Raw genomic sequence first — 22,034 nt, 5'->3', positions numbered from 1 at the left:
CGTACCCCGTCAGTTCTTCAGCAGGTTGACGTCGTCCAGCGACGCCGAACCGCGTGTTCGGAAGATGGACACGATGATCGCCAGCCCGATCACGACCTCCGCAGCCGCCACGACCATGACGAAGAACGCCAGCACCTGCCCGTGCAGGTCACCGTGCATCCGGGCAAAGGTGACCAGGGTGAGGTTGGCGGCGTTCAGCATCAGCTCCACACCCATGAACGCCACCAGGGCGTTGCGCCGCACCAGCACGGCCACCGCACCGATGCTGAACAGGATGCCGGAGAGCACCAGGTAGTTGATCAGGCTCACTGCTCGTCTCCTTCACCGGTCTTGCTCGGCTCACCGGGTCGTTCGTCCGGTGGGGTGGCCTCCGGGCCGTCGACGGCGGGGCTCGCCTGCTCGGGTGAGCTCACCTCGGCGGGGGCGCTCGTGCCGAGCTGCTCCTCCCGGTCGGCCTCGATCACCGGGGCACCGCTGGCGATCCGGGCCGCACGGGTGGTCTGCGCAGTGGCGTCCGCCTGGCCGTGCACCTGTCCGCGGACCCGCAGCACTGTGGTGATCGAGGCGTCCAGCGTCTTGCCCTGGGCGTCGATCGCGGGCATGTCCGCGGAGTTGGTGCGTGCGTACACACCGGGTCCGGGGGCGGAGACGACGCTGGTGGCCCCGGCACCGGAGGCGAAAGCGGCCAGCTTCGCCTCGACCGTCTCCTTCTGCCCGAGCTTGCGCCCGAGCCGGCGCCGGTGGCTGAGCACGAGGGCGCCGAGGGCTGCGGTGATCAGCAGCGCCGCAGTGAGCTCGAACGGGAAGATGTAGTCGCCGAAGATCAGGTGCGCCACACCGACGGGGTTGGAGTCGACGTTCACCGTGGCCAGCCCGACCGGTTCGGCGAACGCGGCCCGGGTGACGACCGCGATCATCAGCGCCACCAGGCCCACACCACCGACCACGGCGATCCACCGTTGCCCGGTGAGCGTCTCCGCCAGGGACTCCACCGAGTCCACACCCACCAGCATGATCACGAACAGGAACAGCATCATCACCGCACCGGTGTAGACCACGATCTGGGCGATGCCCAGGAACGGGGCCTCCAGTGCGATGTACAGGATGGCCAGCGCCACCATCACCCCGGCGATGCTCACCGCGATGTGCACCACGCGGCGTGCGAACAGCAGGGACAGTGCACCGAGCACGGCCAACGGTGCGAGCACCCAGAACAGCACCGTCTCACCGGTGGAGATCACCAGCTGCTCGGTCATCGCTCTCCTCCCTGCTCGGCGCGGGTGCGGGCAGCCGCCTCAGCCGCGTCCAGAGTCGGGTCCTCCGGGCGGCGCTCACGCACCCAGTCCACCTGGGTCGGGGTGGGACCATCGACCTCGTTGCGGTAGTAGTCGTCGTCGTTGGTGCCCTCGACCATCGGGTGCGGCGCGGCGAGCATCCCCGAGCGTAGCGGAGCGAGCAGCTCGTCCTTCTCGAAGATCATCTCCGCGCGGGTCTGGCCGGCGAGCTCGTACTCGTTCGTCATGGTCAGCGCGCGGGTGGGGCAGGCCTCGATGCACAGTCCGCAGAAGATGCAGCGCAGATAGTTGATCTGGTACACCTTCCCGTACCGCTCACCCGGGGAGTACTGCGCCTCCGGGGTGTTGTTCCCGGCCTCCACGTAGATCGCGTCCGCCGGGCAGGCCCAGGCGCACAGCTCGCAGCCGATGCACTTCTCCAGCCCGTCGGCGTACCGGTTCAGCTGGTGCCGGCCGTGGTACCGCGGTGCGGTCGGTTTCTTCTCGAACGGGTACTGCTCGGTCACCACCGGTGAGAACAGCGACGCCATGGTGACACCGAACCCGGCGACAGGGGCGAAGAACTCCTCGATCGCATTCTTGTCCAGGTCGCCGTCCACGTCGAAGTCGCCCTTCGCGCCCACCTCCTGGGACGACTTCTTCGCCGGTGCCGGTGATGACGAGCTCCCGGCCTTGCGGCCTCGCTTGTCAGCCATCGTTGTTCTCCTCCTCGCTGGCAGGTGCCCCTGCCGGTGCGGTGACCTTCGCGCGCCGTGGCGACGGCGGCAGCGACTGCCCGGGCAGCGGAGGCACCGGGTAGCCGTGGGCGAAGGCGTCGAACGGCTCGGTCTCCTCGGCGGTGCTCTTGCCCTTGGCGCCCGACGTGCTACCGGGCTTGGCGTCGGGGACGGTGTCCTTCTTCTCCGGGATGAGCAGCAGCACCACCGCGAACACCACCAGCACACCTGCCAGGGTGAACAACAGGGTCTGCAGGCTGATGTCGGTGAACTGGCGCACTCCCTGGATCACACCGACGCCGACCACCCAGGCGAGAGCCACCGGGATGAGCACCTTCCAGCCCAGGTGCATGAACTGGTCGTAGCGGAACCGCAGCAGCGTGGCACGGACCCACACGAAGAAGAACATCACCAACCAGAGCTTGAGCATGAACCACAGCAGGGGCCACCAGCCCTCGTTGAACATGCCGCCGTTGATCGCCGAGAGCGGCCACGGGGCGCGCCAGCCGCCGAGGAACAAGGTGGTGGCGATCGCCGAGGCGTTCAGCATGTTGATGTACTCGGCGAGGAAGAACCAGGCGAACTTCATCGAGGAGTACTCGGTGTTGTACCCACCGACCAGCTCGCCCTCGGCCTCCGGCAGGTCGAACGGCAGCCGGTTCGTCTCCCCCAGCATGGAGATCACGTAGATGATGAACGCCGGCAGCACCGCGATCGACCACCACAGGTCGGTCTGGGCGTCGACGATCTCCGAGGTGGACATCGACCCGGAGACCAGCAGCACGGACACCAGGGCGAGGCTCATCGACAGCTCGTAGGAGAGCACCTGCGCCGTGGACCGCACCGCACCCAGCAGCGGGTAGGTGGAGCCGGCGGACCACCCACCGAGCACGATGCCGTACACGCCCAGACCGGTGACGGCCAGGATGTACAGCACAGCCACCGGCAGGTCGGTCAGCTGCAGCGGGGTGATGATGTCGGTGCCGGGGATGTGCACTGCTGGCCCGAACGGGATGATCGCGAAGATCATGAACGCGCAGAACACCGAGATCAGCGGCGCCAGCTTGTAGATCAGCTTGTCCGCGGCCTTGACCGTGATGTCTTCCTTGAGCAGCAGCTTCAGCGCGTCCGGGATGGACTGCACCAACCCGAAGGGGCCGCGCACGTTCGGGCCGAGCCGCTCCTGGAACCGGCCGATGATGCGCCGCTCGAACCAGAGCGCGAACAGGACCGAGAGCAGCAGGAACACCAGGATGACCGCTGCCTTGATCACCACCAGGCCGATGGTGTCGGCGGAGAAGTCCGCACCTCCTCCGGCTGCCAGCACGGGCGGGTTCATGACTGCACCTCCGAATCAGCCGGGGCCAGTGCCACCACAGCACCCGCGCCGACGCCGAGCGAGCGATAGACCGAGCTGCCGACCGAGTGCTGTGGCACCCACACCACACCGTCCGGCATCGCCGCCAGCACGGCGGGCAGCTCCAGGCGCCCGGTGTCCGTGCTGAGCACCACGTTCCCCCCGGCCTGCAGGCCGATGCCGGTGGCAGTGGCGGCGGAGAGCATCGCCACCGGACGGTGCGCGGTGCCGGCCAGGTGGGGTTCACCGTCCTGACCGCGGCCGGCGTCCAGCATCAGCCGCCAGGTGGCGAGCACGGCACGTCCCGCACCCAGCTCGGGGGTGGGGGCGGCCTCGACGGCGGGCGCCTCGTGCCGAGGGCCGTCCCACCCGGGGAACTCGGCCAGCTCGGCGTAGGTGTCGGTCACTGTCCTCGTGCCCAGGTCGGTGCCGGCGGCCTCGGCGACCATGTCCAGCACCTTGGCGTCGGACATGCCCGGTCCCTCCAGCACGGTCTCGAACGGGCGCGGCCGGCTCTCCCAGTTCAGGAAGGTGCCGGACTTGCCGGTCGGCGGGACGACCGGCAGCACCACGTCAGCGTGCTCGGTCACCGCGGAGCGGCGCACCTCCAGCTGGACGACGGAGCCCACGCCTGCCAGGGCGCGTTCGGCCAGGGCGGGGTCGGGCAGGTCCTCCAGGTCGATACCACCGACCAGGAGCGCACCCAGGGTGCCGTCCGCTGCCGCGGCGAGGATCTCGGTGTGGTCGCGTCCCGGCGTAGCCGGGAGCTCGTCGACACCCCAGACCGCGGCGACGTCCACACGCGCCTGAGCCTCCGCCGTCGGGCGCCCCCCGGGGAGCAGACCGGGCAGCAGCCCGACCTCCACCGCTCCACGATCACCGGCGCGGCGCGGCACCCAGGCGAGCCGGGCGCCGGTGGCCTCGACGAGCTTGAGCAGCGCGGTGTACCCCCCGGGCACCATGCCCAGACGCTCACCGGCGAGGATCACGGCGCCCTCACCGCGCAGCGCCTCCGCCAACGCGGCGTACTGGGTGTGCTCACTGTCACCGGCGGCCAGTGCGGTGAGCACCTCGGTCTCCCCACCGGGGACCACCGGGAGCACCTCGGCGCGCATCTTCGTGCTGCCGCGGGTGGCCATCGGTGCGATCGTGGCGACCTTCACCCGGCCGGCGAGCACACCCTTGCGCAACCGCAGGAAGATCGTGCCGGCTTCCTCCTCGGGCTCCAGGCCGACGAGCAGCACCTGCGGGCTGCGCTCCAGGTCGCCGTAGGTGACGTCCATGCTGGCACCGGCCACCCGGTGGGCGAGGAAGTCGGACTCCTCGGCAGAGTGCGCCCGGGCGCGGAAGTCGATGTCGTTGGTGCCGAGCACCACGCGGGCGAACTTCGACCAGGCGTAGGCGTCCTCGACGGTCAGCCGTCCGCCGGGCAGCGCGCCGACCCCGCCGGTGGCGCCGGTCAAGAGCTGGGCGGCCAGGTGCACGGCCTCGGACCAGCTGGTGGGAACCAGCTCACCGGTCTCCTCGTCCCGCACCAGCGGGCTGGTGAGCACGTCCGGTGCGCTCTGCCAGGGGAAGGCGAACCGGTCCTTGTCGGTGATCCACTCCTCGTTCACTGCCGGGTCGTCGCCGGCGAGCCGGCGCAGCACGACGCCGCGCCGGTGGTCCACCCGGATCGCGGCGCCACACGCATCGTGCTCGGCGATCGCGGGGCTGGAGACCAGGTCGAACGGGCGGGACCGGAACCGGTAGCTGGCCGAGGTGAGCGCGCCCACCGGGCAGATCTGGATGGTGTTGCCGGAGAAGTAGGACGCGAACGGGCGTCCGGAGGCGTCCACCGCGGCGGGACCGACCGTGCCGGCGTTGCCCGCGGTCGCCGAGACCAGGGCGGGCTCACCCATCGGACCGACGGAGTCGTCGTCGGTGACCGTCTCACCGCCGACGTAGTCCAGGATGGCCTCGTCGAAGCGGCCGATCTGCTGGGCGTGCAGACCGTGCACCTCGTAGCCGGGGGTGCCGCCGCCACGGCCCTGCAGGTCGATGAACGGGTCGCCAGCGATCTCGTCCTGGAACCGGGTGCAGCGCTGGCACAGGATGCACCGGTCCCGGTCCAGCATGATCTGCGAGGAGATCTTGATCGGCTTCGGGAAGGTGCGCTTCACCCCGGTGAACCGTGAGGTGTTCGACCCGTGGTCGAGCGCCTGGTTCTGCAGCGGGCACTCCCCGCCCTTGTCGCAGACCGGGCAGTCCAGCGGGTGGTTCACCAGCAGGAACTCGATCTGGCCACGCTGGGCCTTCTCCGCCACCGGGGAGGTGTTCTGGGTGCTCACCTGCATCCCGGGCGTGGCTTCCAGCGTGCAGGAAGTCTGCGGCTTGGGCATCGGCCGCACGTTGCCCTCCCGGTCGGGGGCGGACACCTCCACCAGGCACTGCCGGCAGGCGCCGGCGGGCTTGAGCAGCGGGTGGTCGCAGAACCGGGGGATCTCGATGCCCACCCGTTCTGCGGCACGGATCACCAGGGTGCCCTTGGGCACGCTGACCTCGACGCCGTCGATGGTGAGGGTGACCTCTTCCACCGGGGCCGGGGACTTCTGCTCGGACGGGGCGGTCATGACGCAACTCCGGAGTACAGCGCGTTGGCTTCGTAGGGGAAGAGCTCCCAGGCCGGGGTGTGCAGACCCTGCTCGAACTCTTCACGGAAATAGGCGATCCCGCTCTTCACCGGCTGTGCAGAGGCGTCGCCCAGGGCACAGAAGGAGCGGCCGTCGATGTTGTCGGCGACGTCCAGCAGCAGGTCGATGTCACCTTCGGTGCCCTTGCCGGCCTCGAGCCGGTGCAGGATCTCCTTCATCCAGTAGGTGCCCTCTCGGCACGGTGTGCACTTGCCGCACGACTCGTGCTGGTAGAAGTCGTTCCACCGGGACACGCAGCGCACCACCGAGGTGGTCTCGTCGAAGACCTGCAGGGCGCGGGTGCCGAGCATCGACCCGGCAGCACCGACGGACTCGTAGTCGAGCACCAGGTCGAGGTGCTCGTCGGTGAGGATCGGGGTGGAGGACCCGCCGGGAGTCCAGAACTTCAGCCGGTGCCCGTCCCGGATACCGCCGGCCATGTCCAGCAGCTCGCGGAAGGTGATGCCCAGCGGGGCCTCGTACTGGCCCGGCTTGGCGACGTGCCCGGACAGCGAGAACAGCCCGTGACCCTTGGAGCGTTCGGTGCCCATGTGGTTGAACCAGTCGGCACCGTTGGCCACGATCAGCGGCACGGAGGCGATCGTCTCCACGTTGTTCACCACGGTGGGGCGGGAGTACAGACCGGCCACTGCGGGGAACGGCGGCTTCAGCCGCGGCTGGCCCCGGCGGCCCTCCAGGGAGTCCAGCAGTGCAGTCTCCTCACCGCAGATGTAGGCGCCGGCACCGGCGTGCACCACGACCTCCAGGTCATAGCCGGAGCCGAGGATGTTCTCGCCGAGGAATCCGGCGGCCCGTGCCTCCTCGACGGCTGCGAGCAGCCGACGGTAGACGTGCACCACCTCACCGCGGATGTAGATGAACGCCCGGTGGCAACCGATCGCCATCGAGGTGATGATCACACCCTCGAGCAGCACGTGCGGGTTGGCCATCATCAGGGGCACGTCCTTGCAGGTGCCCGGCTCGGACTCGTCGGCGTTCACCACCAGGTACCGAGGACCGCCGTCCGGTGGTGGCAGGAAGCTCCACTTCAGCCCGGTGGGGAAGCCTGCACCGCCTCGGCCGCGCAGCCCGGAGTCCTTCACCATGGTCACCAGGTCGGCGGTCTCCATGCTCAGCGCGGTACGCAGCGCCTGGTAGCCGCCGGCGTCCTGGTAGGCCTCGAGCTTCCACGACCGCGGGGCATCCCACAGGTCGCTCAGCACCGGTGTCAGGGTGGTCATGCCGATCCCTCCTTGCCTGAACCCTTCGCATCGGAGTCGTCACCAGCAGTGGGGCCGGACGGCGAGGTGTCCGCCGGGGCCTGCGGTTTACGTTCCGCGCTGGAGCCCGTGTCCCCCACCGGTTCGGTGCCCGCCTCGTGCTCAGCGGCCTGCTCGGTGCGCCCTGCAGGGGCCCGCCAGTCGTTCTTCCGGGCGAGCTCCAACCCGACCAGCGTCGCCGGCCCGGCGGCCTCGCCCTCGTCCGCGCGGCCGTCGTCGAAGCCGGCCAGCACCCGGGAGACCTCCTTGAAGGTGGCGACCGAGTCTGCCCCGCGGGTGGGCTTGACCGGCTCACCGGCGAGCAGCTTCTCCACGGTCTCCACGGCGGAGCCGGGGGTCTGGTTGTCGAAGAACTCCCAGTTGATCATCATCACCGGTGCGTAGTCGCACGCGGCGTTGCACTCCAGCCGCTCCAGGGTGATCTTCCCGTCGTCGGTGGTCTCGTCGTGGCCCACGCCGAGGTGGTCGGAGAGCCGGTCGAAGATGGCATCCCCGCCCATCACCGCACAGAGGGTGTTCGTGCACACACCGACGGTGTACTCACCGTTCGGGTGCCGCTTGTACTGGCTGTAGAAGGTGGCCACAGCGGACACCGAGGCGCGGGACAGGTCCAGCACGTCAGCACAGAAGGCGATACCTGCCGGGGAGACGTAGCCGTCCTCGGACTGCACCAGGTGCAGCAGCGGCAGCAGCGCGGAGCGTGCTTCCGGGTACTTGGCCAGGATCTGCTCGGCGTCGGCACTCAGCCGCTCGAGCACCTCCGCGGAGTAGGAGTGCCGGGCGGCGCGCGCATCGTGCACCGCACTGCCGGGCCTGCTCGGTGGGGTCGTCATCAGCGGTCCACTCCTCCCATCACCGGGTCGATGGAGGCCACGGCGACCACCACGTCCGCGATCGTGCCGCCTTCGCACATCATGCCGACGGTCTGCAGGTTGTTGAACGACGGGTCCCGGAAGTGCGCCCGGTAGGGCCGCGTACCGCCAGCGGAGACCAGGTGCACCCCGAGCGGCCCCTTCGGGTGCTCCACCTGCTGGTAGACCTGCCCGGCCGGGACCTTGAAGCCCTCGGTCACCAGCTTGAAGTGGTGGATCAGAGCTTCCATCGAGTTGTTCATGATCTTGCGGATGTGCTCCAAGGAGTTGCCCTGACCATCGCTACCGACGGAGAGCTGGGCGGGCCAGGCGATCCGCTTGTCCGCGACCATCACCGGTTGCTTGCCCTTGCGGTCCTGTGCTTCCAGCCGGTCCAGCACCTGCTGCACGATCTTCAGCGACTCGCGCATCTCCTTGAACCGGATCTCTACCCGGGCGAACGCGTCGGCGTCCGTGGAGGTGGGTACCTCGAAGTCGTAGTTCTCGTAGCCGCAGTACGGCTGAGCGCGGCGCAGGTCGAACGGCATCCCGGCGGAACGCAGGATCGGCCCGGCGGCGCCGAGCGCCATCGCACCGGCCAGCGGCAGGTAGCCCACACCCTTGAGTCGGCCGACGAAGATCGGGTTCTTCAGCAGGATCTTCTCCAGCTGGCTGATCCGGTGGCGGATCTTCGGGATCGCGTCCCGCACCATCTGCGTGCACCCGGCAGGCAGGTCGGTGACCACCCCACCGGGCCGGATGTACTCGTGGTTCATCCGCAGGCCGGTGATCGCCTCGAAGATCCGCAGGATCTCCTCCCGGCCGGTGAAACCGATCGTCATCACCGTGGTGGCACCGAGCTCGTTGCCCCCGGTGCCGATCGCCACCAGGTGGGATCCGATGCGGTTCAGCTCCATCATCAGCACCCGGATCAACGTGGCCCGCTCCGGCACGTCCTCGGTGATGCCGAGGAGCTTCTCGGTGGCCAGGCAGTAGGCGGCTTCCTGGAAGAGCGGCGCCAGGTAGTCCATCCGGGTGCAGAAGGACACGCCCTGGGTCCAGGTGCGGTACTCCATGTTCTTCTCGATGCCGGTGTGCAGGAAGCCGATACCGGCACGGGTCTCGGTGACCGTCTCGCCGTCGATCTCCAGCACCAGGCGCAGCACGCCGTGCGTGGACGGATGCTGCGGGCCCATGTTGACGACGATCCGCTCGTCGGCGTGCGCGTGGGCGTCCTCGGCGATCTCGTCCCAGTCGGCGCCGGTGGCGACGTACTCGCGTGCCCCGCCGGTGTCGCCGATCGGTGCGGTCGCGCTGGGTCCTGTGGTGGGTGCAGCCATCAGTTGTAGGCCCTCCGCTCGTCGGGCGCGGGTACGGTCGCGCCCTTGTACTCCACCGGCACGCCGCCCAGCGGGTAGTCCTTCCGCTGTGGGTGGCCGGGCCAGTCGTCCGGCATCTGGATCCGGGCCAGCGAGGGGTGGCCGTCGAAGATGATGCCGAAGAAGTCCCAGGTCTCGCGCTCGTGCCAGTCGTTGGCCGGGTAGATGTCGATGACGCTCGGGATGTGCGGGTCAGCGTCCGGGACGGCGACCTCCAGACGCACGTTGCGGTTGTGCGTCACCGAGTACAGCGGGTAGACGGCGTGCAGCTCCCGACCGGTGTCCTCCGGGTAGTGCACCCCGCTGACGCCCAGGCACAGCTCGAACCGCAGGTCCTGGTCGTCGCGCAGCGAACGGGCCACCAGCGGCAGGTGCTCGGGCACCACGTACAGGCTGAGCTCGTCGCGGTAGACCACGACCTTCTCCACGGCGTCGTCGAAGTCCACCCCGGCCTCGGCGAGCACCTCGGTGAGCACGTCGACGATCTCGTCGAAGTAGCTGCCGTAGGGGCGTGGGCTGGCACCGGGCATGGAGACCACGCGTTCCAGGCCGCCGTACCCGGAGGTGTCGCCGGAGCCGTGCACGCCGAACATGCCTTCGCGCACGGAGATGACGTCGAGGGGGGCGCGCCCGGCCGGTGCCACCTCCTGGGAGGCGGTCTGCTGCTCGGCGGGAAGGTTCTCTTCGCTGGAGGTCACGCCAGGAGTCCCTTCATCTGGTGGGTGGGGGTGGCTGCCAGTGCAGCGGCCTCCACCTCGCGGCGCACCTTGTCCCGGTTGGCGCCCAGCGGGGTCTTCTTGACCACCTGCTCGTGCAGCTCCAGGATCGCGTTGATCAGCATCTCCGGGCGCGGTGGGCAGCCGGGGAGGTAGATGTCCACCGGCACCACGTGGTCCACACCCTGCACGATGGCGTAGTTGTTGAACATGCCGCCGGAGGAGGCGCACACGCCCATCGAGATGACCCACTTCGGCTCGGACATCTGGTCGTAGACAGTGCGCATCACCGGGGCCATCTTGTGGCTGAGCCGACCGGAGACGATCAGCAGGTCCGCCTGGCGCGGAGAGGCACGGAACACCTCCATCCCGAACCGGGAGATGTCGAACCGGGAGGTACCCACGGCCATCATCTCGATCGCGCAGCAAGCCAGCCCGAAGGTCACCGGCCACATCGAGGAGGAACGGGCCCAGCCGACGATGTCCTCAACCTTTCCCAGCATGAAGTCGCCGGGAATCTTGTCCTCGAGTCCCATCTCGCCTCTCCTCTCTCAGTTCCAGTCCAGGCCGCCGCGGCGCCACTCGTACACGAACGGCACGGTGATCAGCACCAGGAAGGTGACCATCGCCACCAGTCCGAACACGGCCAGCTCGGAGAAGGCCACCGCCCACGGGTAGAGGAACACCACCTCGATGTCGAAGATGATGAAGGTCATCGCCACCAGGTAGTACTTCACCGGGAACTTGCCCGAGCCGCTGGCGTGCGGGGAGGGCTGGATGCCGCACTCGTAGGCATCCACCTTCACCTTGTTGTACCGCTGTGGGCCGATGATCGTGCTGGAGGCCAGTCCGCCGATGCCCATCAGCAGGGCGAGCCCACCCATGATCAGCAGGGGCACATAAGGGTTGGTCATCGTTCGTTCCTCCGAACACAGCAAGCACTGTCGGTGCTGGTGGTGGGCGCGCTGCCGGCGCCGAGGCAGGCGGTTCGTCTCATGCGGCAGGTGCGATTCTGGTCAGCGTGGTGATCACCCGGTCGGTGAGGTCACCGCCGCGGATGTCGTAGGAGTCGGACAGCAGCTTGAGCACGAACTTCATCAGCAGCGGCCGAGGCAGACCATACTTGGTGCACAGCCGCATCACCTCAGGCTGCTCGATGAGCTTCACGAACTGCCGGCCCAGCGTGAAGTAGCCGCCGAGGTCGTCACGCATCCGCTGCGGGTAGGTCGCCAGCGTGCGTTCCCGGGCGGCCGCTGTGGTGCGGGCGAAGGCCTGGGCGACCACGTCGGCAGCGATCCGCCCGGCCTGCAGCGCGTAGGCGATACCTTCCCCGTTGAACGGCGAGACCATCCCGCCGGCGTCGCCCACCAGCAGCAGCCCGCGGGTGTACAGCGGGGTCCGGTTGAACCCCATCGGCAGCGCGGCACCGCGCACCGGACCCTCCTGGTTCTCCGGGGTGAACTCCCACTCCGGCGGGGCGTTGCGCATCCAGGCGGCGAGCAGGCTCTTGTAGTCCAGCTGGGTGGCCTTGGCGGTGGAGCTGACCGAGCCCAGGCCCACGTTCGCACGGCCGTCGCCGAGGGCGAAGATCCAGCCGTACCCGGGTAGCAGCTCAGACTTGCCCGGCTCCCCGGCCCACAGCTCGAGCTGGGACTCCATCCACTCGTCGTCGTGCCGCGGGGTGCGGAAGTAGGTGCGCACCGCCACCCCCATCGGGCGGTCGTCGCGCTTGGCCAGACCGAGTGCTGTGGCCATCCGGGCGGAGACACCACCGGCGTCGATCACCACCGGCGCGTGGAACGTCATGGGCTCGGCGTCGGTACGTCGGCCCGTGGCGGTCACCTGCCGCGCGGTCACGCCGATCACCCGACCGGTGCGCTCGTGCAGCACCGGAGCGGTCACCGACACTGCCTCGCGCAGCTTGGCACCGGAGGACCGGGCGTGCTGGGCGAGCAGCTCGTCCAGGTCGCCGCGGGCGCGGGCCATCCCGTAGTCGGGATAGCGCTCGATCTGCGGCCAGGGCAGGTGGAGGGTGTGTCCGCCACCGATCACCCGCAGGCCGCGGTTGCGGATCCAACCGTCCTCTGCGCGGGTGGGCACCCCCATCCGGACCAGCTCGGAGACGGCGCGCGGGGTCAGTCCGTCACCGCAGACCTTGTCTCGCGGGAACGTGGCCTTCTCCAGCAGCAGCACGTCCAGACCGGCGAGCGCCAGGTAGTGCGCGGCGGCCGAACCGGCAGGACCTGCGCCAACGACGATGACGTCCGCGTCATCGTGGCTGCTGCGCACGCCTACCACCCGTTCCACTCTCTCGTCCTCTGTCGTGACCGACACCCGCGACCCTAGTTGCGGAAGTGCTCGCGCCAAAGCGCCGACCTGCCGCCGCGGATCGGTCCTCGGTGCCTAGGCTACCCGTTGATCGCACCTGCTGAGACCACGACCGAGCCCGGGGATCCCGCGAAAATCCGCCGCTTTTATGCGACTGGCGTGTGCGCTAATTACCGGTGCGCCCACCCTGTGGGAATCGCTGGTTCCGCACGCTGGGACGCTGAGCCGGTTTGCTGCCGCGGTGCAGGGCGACGATGCCGCCGGTGAGGTTCCGGAACGCCACCGACCGCCAGCCGGCCTGGTGCATCAGACCGGCCAGCTCGCGCTGGTCCGGCCAGTCGACGATCGACTCCGACAGGTAGGAGTAGGCGTCGGTGTTGGAGGAGACCAGGCGGGCCACCTGCGGCAGCACGTAGTCGCGGTAGAGCCCGTAGGCGGTGGCCCAGAGCCGGTTCGGCGGGCGGGAGAACTCGCACACCACGACCCGACCACCGGGGCGGGTGACGCGGAACATCTCGGCCAGACCCGCCGTCGTGTCCACGACGTTGCGCAGTCCGAAGGAGATGGTGACCACGTCGAAGCAGTCGTCGGCGAACGGCAACGCCATCGCATCCCCGACGACGAACGGCAGGTCCGGGCGCCGGCGCTTGCCGACGGCAACCATGCCGGCGGAGAAGTCGCAGGGCACCACCTCGACACCGGCATCGGCATACACCTCGCTGGAGGTGCCGGTGCCGGCTGCCAGGTCGAGCACCCGCATCCCGGGCCGGGCCTCGACCGCGGCCACCGTGGCCCGCCGCCAGAGCCGGTCGATACCCATGGTGAGTACGTCGTTGGTGCGGTCGTAGCCGGCGGCGACACCGTCGAACATGCCCGCTACCTCGCGCGGGTCCTTGGCCAGGCTGGCTCGTGACATGTGCCCCATCATCCCCTATCGACCCTGCGGGTCGTCATGCCACCGGTGCGCTATGGCGCACGGCTGGCATGACGACCCGCGAGGGGCGGGAGAAAGTGGGGCGCATCACGTGGGGCGGCCGGTACCGCAGGAGCCGGCGGCATATCCTGACCTTGATGACTGACGCTGCCGCTGCGCCGACACGTGCGACCTTGCTCGCGCGGACCGTAGCCGTCCCCACCGAAGCGGTGGGGGAGCTGCTAGACCTGCTGCCCGGACCGCAGCCACAGGAGGCGATGGCCTGGGTGCGCCGCGGTGAGGGGATCGTCGGCTGGGGCGAGGCTGCCCGGATCGACACCTCCGGGCCGGGTCGGTTCGCCGAGGCGGACGCCCGCTGGCGCGACCTGGCCGGCCGGATGGTGGTTCGCGACGAGGTGCAGGCGCCCGGCACCGGTCCGGTGGCGTTCGGATCGTTCTCCTTCGCTGCCGACTCCCCCACCGGCGGCTCCCTGGTGGTGCCGGAGGTGGTGGTCGGCCGCCGCGGGCAGCAGGCGTGGGTGACCACAGTCGTCTCCGCTGCCGAGCTGGCGCCGGTCCCCTCCCCGACCGCGCTGCGCTCCGCACGGCGACCGCTGCTGCCGCCGGTGGCTGCCGACTACCTCGCCGGTGCGCGGGACGAGGCACACTGGCGAGATGCGGTAGCCGGGGTGGTGGACCTGATCCGCACCGGCGCCGTGGCCAAGGTGGTGATGGCGCGGGACGTGTGTGCCCGCACCAGTGCGCCGGTGGACGTGCGCCGCCTGCTGAAGAACCTGGCGGGTGACTACCCCTCCTGCTGGACCTTCGCCGTCGACGCGTTGGTAGGGGCGACCCCGGAGCTGCTGGTACGGCGCGAACGCGGCCTGATCTCCTCCCGGGTGCTGGCCGGCACCATCCAGCGCACCGGTGACGACGAGGCCGACCTGGCCCGGGCCGCCTCGCTGGCCCGGTCCTCGAAGGACCTGGAGGAGCACGAGTTCGCCGTCGACTCGCTCACCGCGTCGCTGGCGCCCTACGCAGCGAGCACGAACGCCTCGGACGCCCCGTTCGTGCTGCACCTGCCGAACGTGATGCACCTGGCCACCGACGTGACCGCAGTGCTGGCCACCGAGCATGCCGACATGTCCTCGCTGCAGGTGGCCGCCGAGCTGCACCCGACCGCTGCGGTGTGCGGCACACCCACCGAGCTGGCGGCCGAGGTGATCGCCGAGCGGGAGGGTATGGACCGGGGCCGGTACGCCGGGCCGGTGGGCTGGCTGGGCGCCGACGGGGACGGTGAGTGGGGGATCGCGCTGCGCTCGGCGCAGGTGGATGCCACCGGTACCGGGCTCCGCCTGTTCGCCGGCTGCGGGATCGTGGCGGCCTCCGACCCTGCGGACGAGCTGGCCGAGTCGGTGGCGAAGCTGGCGCCGATGCGCTCCGCGCTGGACCGCTGACCCCGCCCCTCTCCCCGACTGGTCGCGAACGCTCCCCTTCGCGGCGGTTGTGACGATTCACGCCGCGAAGGGGAGCGTTCGCGACCAGGGGGTCAGGACGCGACGTCCTCCCGGGTGGCCAGGGTGGCGGTGATCTCCTGCTCCTGCCCGTCCCGGACCACGGTCAGAGTGACCTGGTCGCCGGAGGAGTAGGTGCGCACGTAGCCAGTGAGCGACTCCGCGCCGCCGACGGTGTGGTCGTCGATCTTGATGATCACGTCCCCTTGCTGCAGCCCGGCCTCGGCGGCCGGGGTGTCTGCCATCACCTGGTGCACCTCGGCGCCGACCCGGGTGGCGTCACCCACCTTCGCGGTGCCGTCGGTGAGCCTGACGCCCAGGTAGGCGTGCTCGGCGGAACCGTTCTGGATGAGCTGGTCGGCGATGGTGGTGGCCAGGTCGACCGGGATCGCGAAGCCCAGACCGATGCTGCCGGAGTTCTGCCCGGTGGAGGCGATCGAGGAGGTGATCCCGATGACGTGCCCGGACGAGTCGAACAGCGGACCACCGGAGTTGCCGGGGTTGATGGCCGCATCGATCTGGATGGCGTTGGTGACCACCTGCTCACGGCTGAACTGGTCGCTGGCGGCCACCGGGCGGTCCAGGGCGGAGATGATGCCGGTGGTCACCGTGGAGCTGAGCCCGAGCGGGTTGCCTACCGCCATCACCGACTGCCCCACCTTCAGGCCGTCCGAGGTGCCCAGGGTGGCGGCCTGCAGGTCGTCCGGCGGGTCGGTCAGCTGCAGCACGGCCAGGTCGGTGGCCGGGTCGGTGCCGACGACGTTCGCCTCGAACATCCGCCCGTCGTAGAGCGCGACGGCGATCTGCTGCGCGCCGTCGACCACGTGGTTGTTGGTGAGGATGTAGGCGTTGTCGGCGTCGAGGATCACCCCGGACCCTGCTGCCGCCCCACGCTGGGTGGCCACGTCGATGGCGACCACCGAGGGACGCACGGCACTGGAGACGGCCTCCCAGTCCGGGCTGCCGTCGGAGCTGCTGGCCACGTTCGTGCTGCTGGAAGGCACCTGGACGAGGGCCTCGCTGCTGCCGTCGGATGCCTGGTCGTGCATCACCAGGGCAGTGCCACCGCTGGCCAGGACCGCGGCGAGCACTGCGGCGGTGCCGACCATCAGCCAGGGCTTGCCACCCTTGCGGTTGCGCCCGGACGAGCCCGGGTGCTGCGGTCCGTGCGGGCCCTGGCCGGGGCCGCCGGGGCCGCCGGGGCCGCCGGGGCCGCCGGGGCCGCCCGGGCCACCATCCTGCTGGGAGTAGCCGTGCCCACCGGCCGTGCGATAGTCGGGCTGCGGCTGGCCGGGCTGGGGTCGGCCGGACTGGGACTCGCCCGGGTGCGCCTCACCAGGGTGCTGGTAGCCGCCCGGGTGCCCCTGGCCGGCGGGCTGGTATCCGCCGGGGTGGCCGGAGAAGGAGTCGGGAGCGGTCCAGGAGTAGGTGGGCGCACCTCCGGTGGGTTGCTGCTTGTCGTTGCTGGTCATCGGATCCTCCATGTCGTGATGGATCCATAGAACGACGCAGACCTGCCCAGTCGCTGAGATGTGGCTGGGAACTGGCTGAGAACCTCAGTCCAGCAGCGCCGCGCGCACCTCGGTCTCCATCTGCCGGACCAGCTGCACCGCCCGCTCGCGCTCCTGCTGGGGGTCGAGCCGCACGTGCAGCACGCTGCGCCCTCGCACCGGACCGGACACCTCCCGACCCAGGTCCGACAGCGTCTCGATGCGCACGTACCGGGCGCCGAACCCTGCCGCGAGCGCTGCGACGTCCAGATGCTGCGGGGTGGCGAAGTACCGCTCGAAGGTCCCCTGGTGCTCCGGGCGACCGTGCTCCAGGGTGGCGAAGATGGTGCCACCACCGTCATCGAGCATGATCACCTGCAGGTCCACCTCCGGTTCCAGGCGGCCACGGACCAGACCGCCCACATCATGGACGAAGGTCAGGTCCCCCACCAGCGCCCGCACCTGCCTGCCGGACAGCGCCAGGCCAGTGGCCGTGGAGATGGTGCCGTCGATGCCCGCCAGCCCGCGGTTGGCCACCACGAGCTCCGGAGCCAGCTCGTCCCCGACCCCCGCCGTCAGGTCCGCGTGCCGCACCGCCATCGAGGAACCGAGCACCACCGTGGACTCTGCCGTGCCGAGCAGCAGGTTCGCCACCGCCGTACCGTCCAGGCCCCGGGCCGAGCTCAGCACCCGGTCGGCGGCGGCCGCCGCACTCGCCCACCGCAGCCACCACAGCTGCTCCTGCGCCGAGGGCTCCCCCGCAACCATGACCTGGTCGCAGACCACCGACGCAGTACCGGCCACGTCCGCCCAGTCGGCGTGCGCGCTGAGCGCCACCACCTGCACGTCGGTGCGTGCCAGCAGGCGGCTGACGCTGCGACTGAGCGTCGGGCGGCCGAGCACCAGCACCCGCTCGACCGGCCCGGCGAGCTCCTCGACGCCCAGCAGCACCCGCCCGGCGACCAGTGCGAACGAGCTGGACCGCACCCCCGAGCTGGGTTCGGCCAGCACCGGCCACCCCCAACGCTCGGTCACGGCCGCGATCCCGGAGGGGGCGCCGTCACCGGCCACCACCACGGTGCGCGGCCCACGAGGCAGCTCCACCTCGACAGCCGGCCGGGACGGGTGCACGTCCAGCCACGGCGACGGCCGCTGCCCGGGCGACCACTCGCCGTCGGGCGTGAGCGGGTCGGCGAAGGCGACGTTCAGGTGCACCGGCCCGGGGTTGCGGGTGCGGGTCCCGTTCGCAGCCGTCACAGCCCGCACGACGGCGGAGCGCACCAGGGTGTCGACGTCGCCCTGGTCGGTGGGCACCTCCCAGCAGCCGCGTACCGCATCGCCGAAGATCTTCACCTGGTCGGTCGTCTGGTTGGCGCCGACACCGCGCAGCCCGTGCGGCCGGTCCGCGGTGAGGACCACGAGGGGCAGGTGGGCGTGCGCAGCCTCCAGCACCGCAGGGTGCAGGTTGGCCACAGCGGTGCCGGAGGTGGTGACCACCGCAGTGGGCCGGTCCCGGGCCAGACCGAGGGCGACGAAGCCGGCGCTGCGTTCGTCCACCCGCACGTGCACGCGCAACCAGCCAGCACCGGCCGCCCCCGCCAGCGCGTAGGCCAGCGGGGCGCTGCGCGAGCCGGGGGCGAGCACCACGTCGCGCACACCGGTGGCAACCAGGGCGGTGACCAGCGCGCGGGCGCACGCAGTGGACGGGTTCTGCTCGGTCAGGGTCACAGCTGCGATCCTGCCACGGCCTTCAGCCGGGCCTGCCAGCGGGCGGCCAGCTGTGGATCGGCGGCGGTAGCGGCGAGCCGCTCCGGGGTGGGCTCGGCGCGGCGCACGTCGATGGCTCCGCCGACCGGGAGCAGCGGCTGGTCGGTGACGTCGTCGGTGAACAGGTGCACTGTGGCCAGGCCGCAGGCGTGCTCCAGGGTGGGCAGCGCGGCGGCCAGCGCCAGGCCGGCCGCGATGCCCACCGAGGTCTCCAGCGCCGAGGAGACGACGACCGGCAGGCCGATGTCCTCTGCGACCCGCAGCGCGGGGCGCACCCCACCGAGCGGCTGGACCTTGACCACGACCACGTCGGCTGCCTCCGCGCGGGCTACCTCGTAGGGGTCGGCTGCGCGGCGGATGGACTCGTCGGCGGCGATCGGCACGTCGGTGGCCCGCCGCAGGGCGGCCAGGTCGGCCACTGCGGCGCAGGGCTGCTCGGCATACTCCAGCCCGCCGGCGGCGCGGTCCAGGCTCGGCAGCCGGGTGCGGGCGGTCTCGTAGTCCCAGGCGGCGTTGGCGTCGATGCGGACCTTGCCGGCGGGACCGAGGGCGGCGCGGACCGCCTCCAGTCGTGCCTGCTCCTCGGCGAGCGTCTGCCCCGGCTCGGCGACCTTCACCTTGGCGGTGGTGCAACCGCCGGAGCCGGTGACGATCTCGTAGGCGCGCTGCGGGGTGGTGGCCGGCACAGTGACGTTCACCGGGATCCGGGTGCGTACCGGATCGGGGAAACCGTGCTCTGCAGCCTCGTGGGCGGCGGCCAGCCAGGGCCGGGAGGTGGGCGCGTCGTAGTCCCAGAACGGGGAGAACTCGCCCCAGCCGGCGTCGCCCTGGATCAGCAGACCGTCGCGACGGGTCAGCCCGCGGAACTGGGTGTGCAGGTCGATGGCGTAGCAGGCGGTGCGCACGACACTCAGGATAGGCGGGCCGTGCGAACGACGGTCATAGGGCACGAGCTCGCCATATCGCCGAGCTCGTGCCCTATGACCGTCAGTTCAGCGGCGCAGCGCGGCCTGCAGGCGGACGGAGAGCTGCTGGCACCGGTCGGCGAACTCCGGTGGACCGAGGATCTCGAAGTCCACGTCCAGGGCGAACAACCAGCCGAGGAAGTCATCAGCGTCGTCCCAGCCGGCACGCAGCAGCGTGCGCTCCGGACCGTCGGCGGCGAGCTGAGCGGCGGCAGGGCTGACCCGGGAGGCGAAGTCACCGAGCGGGCCGTGCAACCGCACCGTCACGTCGTAGCGGTAGGGCGACCTGCTGATCGCTTCCTGCACGTAGCCTGCGAGGTCAGCAGCAGGCAGGTGACGCGGGGTGAACCGGGCACGTTCCGAGGGGTGGGTACGGATGCGGTCCACCCGGAACGTGCGCCAGTCGCTGCGAGCGGTGTCCCAGGCAACCAGGTACCACCGCTGCCCGGAGTCCACCAGGTGGTAGGGCTCGACCACGCGCCGGATGCGCTGCCCGTCGGCCCGCTGGTACTCGAAGGAAAGCTGACGGTGGGCGGCGATCGCCGCGGAGACCTCGGTGAGGTGCTGCGGGTCCACCGCGTCGGACGGACCGCCGATCCGGGAGACCGCCGCTTTCAGGGTGGCGAACCTGGTACGCAACCTGGCCGGGAGCACCTGCTCCAGCTTGGTCAGCGCACGGACGGAGCCCTCGGCCACACCGGCGACCGGGCTGGTGGCCACGGCTGCCAGCCCGAGGGCGACTGCGAGCGCCTCATCACCCTCGAGCAGCAGCGGAGGCAGCCGCGCGCCGGCGCCGAGCCGGTACCCACCCGCTACGCCGGCACTGGCCTGGATCGGGTAGCCGAGCTCACGGAGCTTGTCGATGTCCCGGCGCACCGTGCGGTCGGTGACGCCCATGCGTTCGGCCAGCGCAGCACCGGTCCACTCGCGCTGGAGCTGCAGCAAGGAGAGCAGCTGCAGCAGGCGCGCGGTGGCGGTGATCACGGCATCGAGCCTAGCGGTCCCCTAGGACGGAAATTGTCCTAGTTGTCCGAGATCCTGACAGCTCGGCGGACGACGAAGGAGGTGATCGGTCATGACGCAGCTCACCGGTGCACCGCTCCACGTGTTCTGGCCGACCCGTGTGGAGCTCAACCGCGCCGGGGCTGGTCCCGCCACCCCGCGCAGCCGGGTGCTGGTCCGGCTCGGCCACATGCTCCTCACCCGCGGCCAACGCCCCCGCAGACAGGGCACCCGGCTGCTGCACCTGCAGACCCAGGAGGAGCGCATCCGGACCTGCGCGGCGATGCTCCGCGAGGGTGTGCCGCTCTGCTGAGCCGGTGGCCGGTCCGGTCCCCGGCACCCGGACAGCGGGCCGGTCTCAGCCACCCGACCGACTCACGGCGGGCCAGCCTAGAGTAGGGCGGGTGAGCCACGATCTTCCCGCCCAGGTGTCCGAGCTGTTCGATCCGCGCCGGTGGCGTGAGGTGCCCGGCTTCGACCTCACCGACCTCACCTACCACCGTGGCGTGGACCGTTCCGCTGGCCAGGTGCGCGACCTGCCGGTGGTGCGGGTCGCCTTCGACCGGCCGGAGGTTCGCAACGCATTCCGCCCACACACTGTGGACGAGCTCTACCGGGTGCTGGACCATGCGCGGATGACCTCGGACGTGGCAGCGGTGCTGCTCACCGGGAACGGACCGAGCCCCAAGGACGGCGGCTGGGCGTTCTGCTCCGGCGGCGACCAGCGGATCCGCGGCCGGGACGGCTACCGGTACGAAGGTGCTACACCGGGCGAGGTGGACCCGGCCCGGGCGGGCCGGCTGCACATCCTCGAGGTGCAGCGGCTGATGCGGACCATGCCCAAGCCGGTGATCGCCGTCGTACCGGGCTGGGCGGCCGGTGGTGGGCACAGCCTGCACGTGGTGGCCGACCTGACGTTGGCCTCGGCCGAGCACGCCCGGTTCAAGCAGACCGATGCCAACGTGGGCTCCTTCGACGCCGGGTACGGGTCGGCGCTGCTGGCCCGGCAGGTGGGCGACAAGCGCGCGCGGGAGATCTTCTTCCTCGCCCGCGAGTACTCCGCACAGCAGGCCGAGGCGTGGGGTGCGGTCAACGAGGCGGTGCCGCACGCTGAGCTGGAGGAGCGGGCGCTGGAGTATGCAGCGATCATCGCCACCAAGTCCCCGCAGGCGGTCCGGATGCTGAAGTTCGCATTCAACCTCGCCGACGACGGACTCGCCGGGCAGCAGGTCTTCGCCGGAGAGGCCACCCGGCTGGCATACATGACCGACGAGGCGGTCGAGGGCCGGGATGCGTTCCTGCAGCGCCGCGAGCCGGACTGGTCGGCGTTCCCGTACTACTACTGAGCAGCGGGCAGCCACCGCTGCTCACTCACTGTGCCGGCAGCCCGCTCACTCACCGGGTCGATACCTAGCACGATGACGCGATACCCGGGAGCACGACCGCACGCGCCAGGTATCGAATGCATCGATTCAGCGCGAGGGAGGGCGGGTCAGCCACCGAAGAAGGCGAGGGTGGCGCGGAACGCCAGGCCGAGCACAGCGGCGGCGCCGGCGCACACGGCCAGCACAGCCACCAGGGACAGCCCGGCGGTGAGCGCAGAGGCGCCCGGCGAGGCCGGCTCCTGCTCGGTGGTGGGACTGGCATCGAGGGGGCTGGAAGCGTGGATCGTGGTCATGTCTCGATCGTGCTTCGCAGCGGCCGGCGGCACATCGGCCCAGCGGCGGGACCTGGACGACCGCGCTCCCCCTGGTGGCGCACCTGCGTGTCCGCCCACAGGTGGACCTGG

21 protein-coding genes are annotated in these 22,034 nt (G+C 70.5%); 3 read left to right on the top strand and 18 right to left on the bottom strand.

The annotated features are described in order from the left end of the window. Positions 1-9: 9 nt before the first annotated feature. From nuoK to K338_RS20740, 13 genes are all read right to left on the bottom strand, one after another. Entirely contained in the window at positions 10-309 is a 300-nt protein-coding gene (gene nuoK / locus K338_RS0105620; RefSeq protein ID WP_022917202.1) for an NADH-quinone oxidoreductase subunit NuoK, read from the bottom strand. Beyond that, positions 306-1,256, bottom strand: coding sequence for an NADH-quinone oxidoreductase subunit J (locus tag K338_RS20750; protein WP_022917201.1), 951 nt, complete (start codon positions 1,254-1,256; stop codon positions 306-308). The genes nuoK and K338_RS20750 overlap by 4 nt, the downstream gene beginning before the upstream one ends. Then, a complete protein-coding gene (gene nuoI, locus K338_RS0105610) occupies positions 1,253-1,990 on the bottom strand; it encodes an NADH-quinone oxidoreductase subunit NuoI (RefSeq protein WP_022917200.1) in 738 nt (245 codons plus the stop codon). The genes K338_RS20750 and nuoI overlap by 4 nt, the downstream gene beginning before the upstream one ends. Then, a complete protein-coding gene (gene nuoH / locus K338_RS0105605) occupies positions 1,983-3,350 on the bottom strand; it encodes an NADH-quinone oxidoreductase subunit NuoH (protein ID WP_022917199.1) in 1,368 nt (455 codons plus the stop codon). Before nuoH ends, nuoI begins: the two co-directional genes overlap by 8 nt. Continuing rightward, positions 3,347-5,980: an NADH-quinone oxidoreductase subunit G gene (locus tag K338_RS0105600; RefSeq protein WP_022917198.1), complete on the bottom strand. Its 2,634-nt coding sequence runs from the start codon at positions 5,978-5,980 to the stop codon at positions 3,347-3,349. Before K338_RS0105600 ends, nuoH begins: the two co-directional genes overlap by 4 nt. Continuing rightward, positions 5,977-7,281, bottom strand: coding sequence for an NADH-quinone oxidoreductase subunit NuoF (gene nuoF / locus K338_RS0105595; protein WP_022917197.1), 1,305 nt, complete (start codon positions 7,279-7,281; stop codon positions 5,977-5,979). Before nuoF ends, K338_RS0105600 begins: the two co-directional genes overlap by 4 nt. Next, positions 7,278-8,153, bottom strand: coding sequence for an NADH-quinone oxidoreductase subunit NuoE (gene nuoE, locus K338_RS20745; protein WP_022917196.1), 876 nt, complete (start codon positions 8,151-8,153; stop codon positions 7,278-7,280). The genes nuoF and nuoE overlap by 4 nt, the downstream gene beginning before the upstream one ends. After that, a complete protein-coding gene (locus K338_RS0105585; protein WP_022917195.1) occupies positions 8,153-9,511 on the bottom strand; it encodes an NADH-quinone oxidoreductase subunit D in 1,359 nt (452 codons plus the stop codon). The genes nuoE and K338_RS0105585 overlap by 1 nt, the downstream gene beginning before the upstream one ends. Beyond that, positions 9,511-10,248 (bottom strand): NADH-quinone oxidoreductase subunit C, encoded by a 738-nt coding sequence (locus tag K338_RS0105580; protein ID WP_022917194.1) that lies wholly within the window; start codon positions 10,246-10,248, stop codon positions 9,511-9,513. The genes K338_RS0105585 and K338_RS0105580 overlap by 1 nt, the downstream gene beginning before the upstream one ends. Next, positions 10,245-10,802, bottom strand: coding sequence for an NADH-quinone oxidoreductase subunit B (locus K338_RS0105575; RefSeq protein WP_022917193.1), 558 nt, complete (start codon positions 10,800-10,802; stop codon positions 10,245-10,247). Before K338_RS0105575 ends, K338_RS0105580 begins: the two co-directional genes overlap by 4 nt. A 15-nt stretch (positions 10,803-10,817) precedes the next feature. Continuing rightward, entirely contained in the window at positions 10,818-11,180 is a 363-nt protein-coding gene (locus K338_RS0105570) for an NADH-quinone oxidoreductase subunit A (RefSeq protein WP_022917192.1), read from the bottom strand. Between the two features lie 79 nt (positions 11,181-11,259). Next, the gene (locus K338_RS0105565; protein WP_022917191.1) at positions 11,260-12,573 is read right to left on the bottom strand and encodes a geranylgeranyl reductase family protein; all 1,314 of its coding nucleotides are present in this window, start codon (positions 12,571-12,573) and stop codon (positions 11,260-11,262) included. A 187-nt stretch (positions 12,574-12,760) separates the two neighbouring features. After that, the gene (locus tag K338_RS20740) at positions 12,761-13,510 is read right to left on the bottom strand and encodes a demethylmenaquinone methyltransferase (RefSeq protein WP_022917190.1); all 750 of its coding nucleotides are present in this window, start codon (positions 13,508-13,510) and stop codon (positions 12,761-12,763) included. Between the two features lie 155 nt (positions 13,511-13,665). Between K338_RS20740 and K338_RS0105555 the strand changes: the two genes are divergently transcribed. After that, entirely contained in the window at positions 13,666-14,964 is a 1,299-nt protein-coding gene (locus tag K338_RS0105555) for an isochorismate synthase (protein WP_022917189.1), read from the top strand. Between the two features lie 92 nt (positions 14,965-15,056). Here the strand turns inward: K338_RS0105555 and K338_RS20735 are convergent, their stop codons facing one another. The 4 genes from K338_RS20735 to K338_RS0105535 all read right to left on the bottom strand — a co-directional run bounded on the left by K338_RS20735 (position 15,057) and on the right by K338_RS0105535 (position 20,227). Next, positions 15,057-16,493, bottom strand: a complete 1,437-nt coding sequence (locus K338_RS20735) for a S1C family serine protease (RefSeq protein ID WP_245542896.1) — start codon at positions 16,491-16,493, stop codon at positions 15,057-15,059. 84 nt (positions 16,494-16,577) lie between these two features. Then, on the bottom strand, positions 16,578-18,239 hold the full coding sequence (menD, locus tag K338_RS20730; RefSeq protein WP_022917188.1) for a 2-succinyl-5-enolpyruvyl-6-hydroxy-3-cyclohexene-1-carboxylic-acid synthase: 1,662 nt from the start codon (positions 18,237-18,239) through the stop codon (positions 16,578-16,580). Continuing rightward, on the bottom strand, positions 18,236-19,183 hold the full coding sequence (locus tag K338_RS0105540) for an o-succinylbenzoate synthase (protein ID WP_022917187.1): 948 nt from the start codon (positions 19,181-19,183) through the stop codon (positions 18,236-18,238). Before K338_RS0105540 ends, menD begins: the two co-directional genes overlap by 4 nt. Before the next feature lie 87 nt (positions 19,184-19,270). Then, the gene (locus K338_RS0105535; RefSeq protein WP_022917186.1) at positions 19,271-20,227 is read right to left on the bottom strand and encodes a helix-turn-helix transcriptional regulator; all 957 of its coding nucleotides are present in this window, start codon (positions 20,225-20,227) and stop codon (positions 19,271-19,273) included. A gap of 91 nt (positions 20,228-20,318) precedes the next feature. On the opposite strand from K338_RS0105535, the gene K338_RS0105530 reads away from it, so the two are divergent. Together K338_RS0105530 and K338_RS0105525 are read left to right on the top strand one after the other, a co-directional pair. Next, positions 20,319-20,558, top strand: a complete 240-nt coding sequence (locus K338_RS0105530; protein WP_022917185.1) for a hypothetical protein — start codon at positions 20,319-20,321, stop codon at positions 20,556-20,558. A gap of 91 nt (positions 20,559-20,649) precedes the next feature. Next, positions 20,650-21,591 (top strand): 1,4-dihydroxy-2-naphthoyl-CoA synthase, encoded by a 942-nt coding sequence (locus K338_RS0105525; RefSeq protein ID WP_027286478.1) that lies wholly within the window; start codon positions 20,650-20,652, stop codon positions 21,589-21,591. A 146-nt stretch (positions 21,592-21,737) separates the two neighbouring features. Here the strand turns inward: K338_RS0105525 and K338_RS0105520 are convergent, their stop codons facing one another. Beyond that, positions 21,738-21,923 (bottom strand): hypothetical protein, encoded by a 186-nt coding sequence (locus K338_RS0105520; protein ID WP_022917183.1) that lies wholly within the window; start codon positions 21,921-21,923, stop codon positions 21,738-21,740. Positions 21,924-22,034 lie beyond the last annotated feature (111 nt).

It is taken from the genome of Ruania albidiflava DSM 18029, from assembly GCF_000421225.1.
Taxonomy (GTDB): domain Bacteria; phylum Actinomycetota; class Actinomycetes; order Actinomycetales; family Beutenbergiaceae; genus Ruania; species Ruania albidiflava.
The sequence above is the reverse complement of the archived record's forward strand: the minus strand, read 5'-3'. Positions and strand labels throughout refer to the sequence as shown.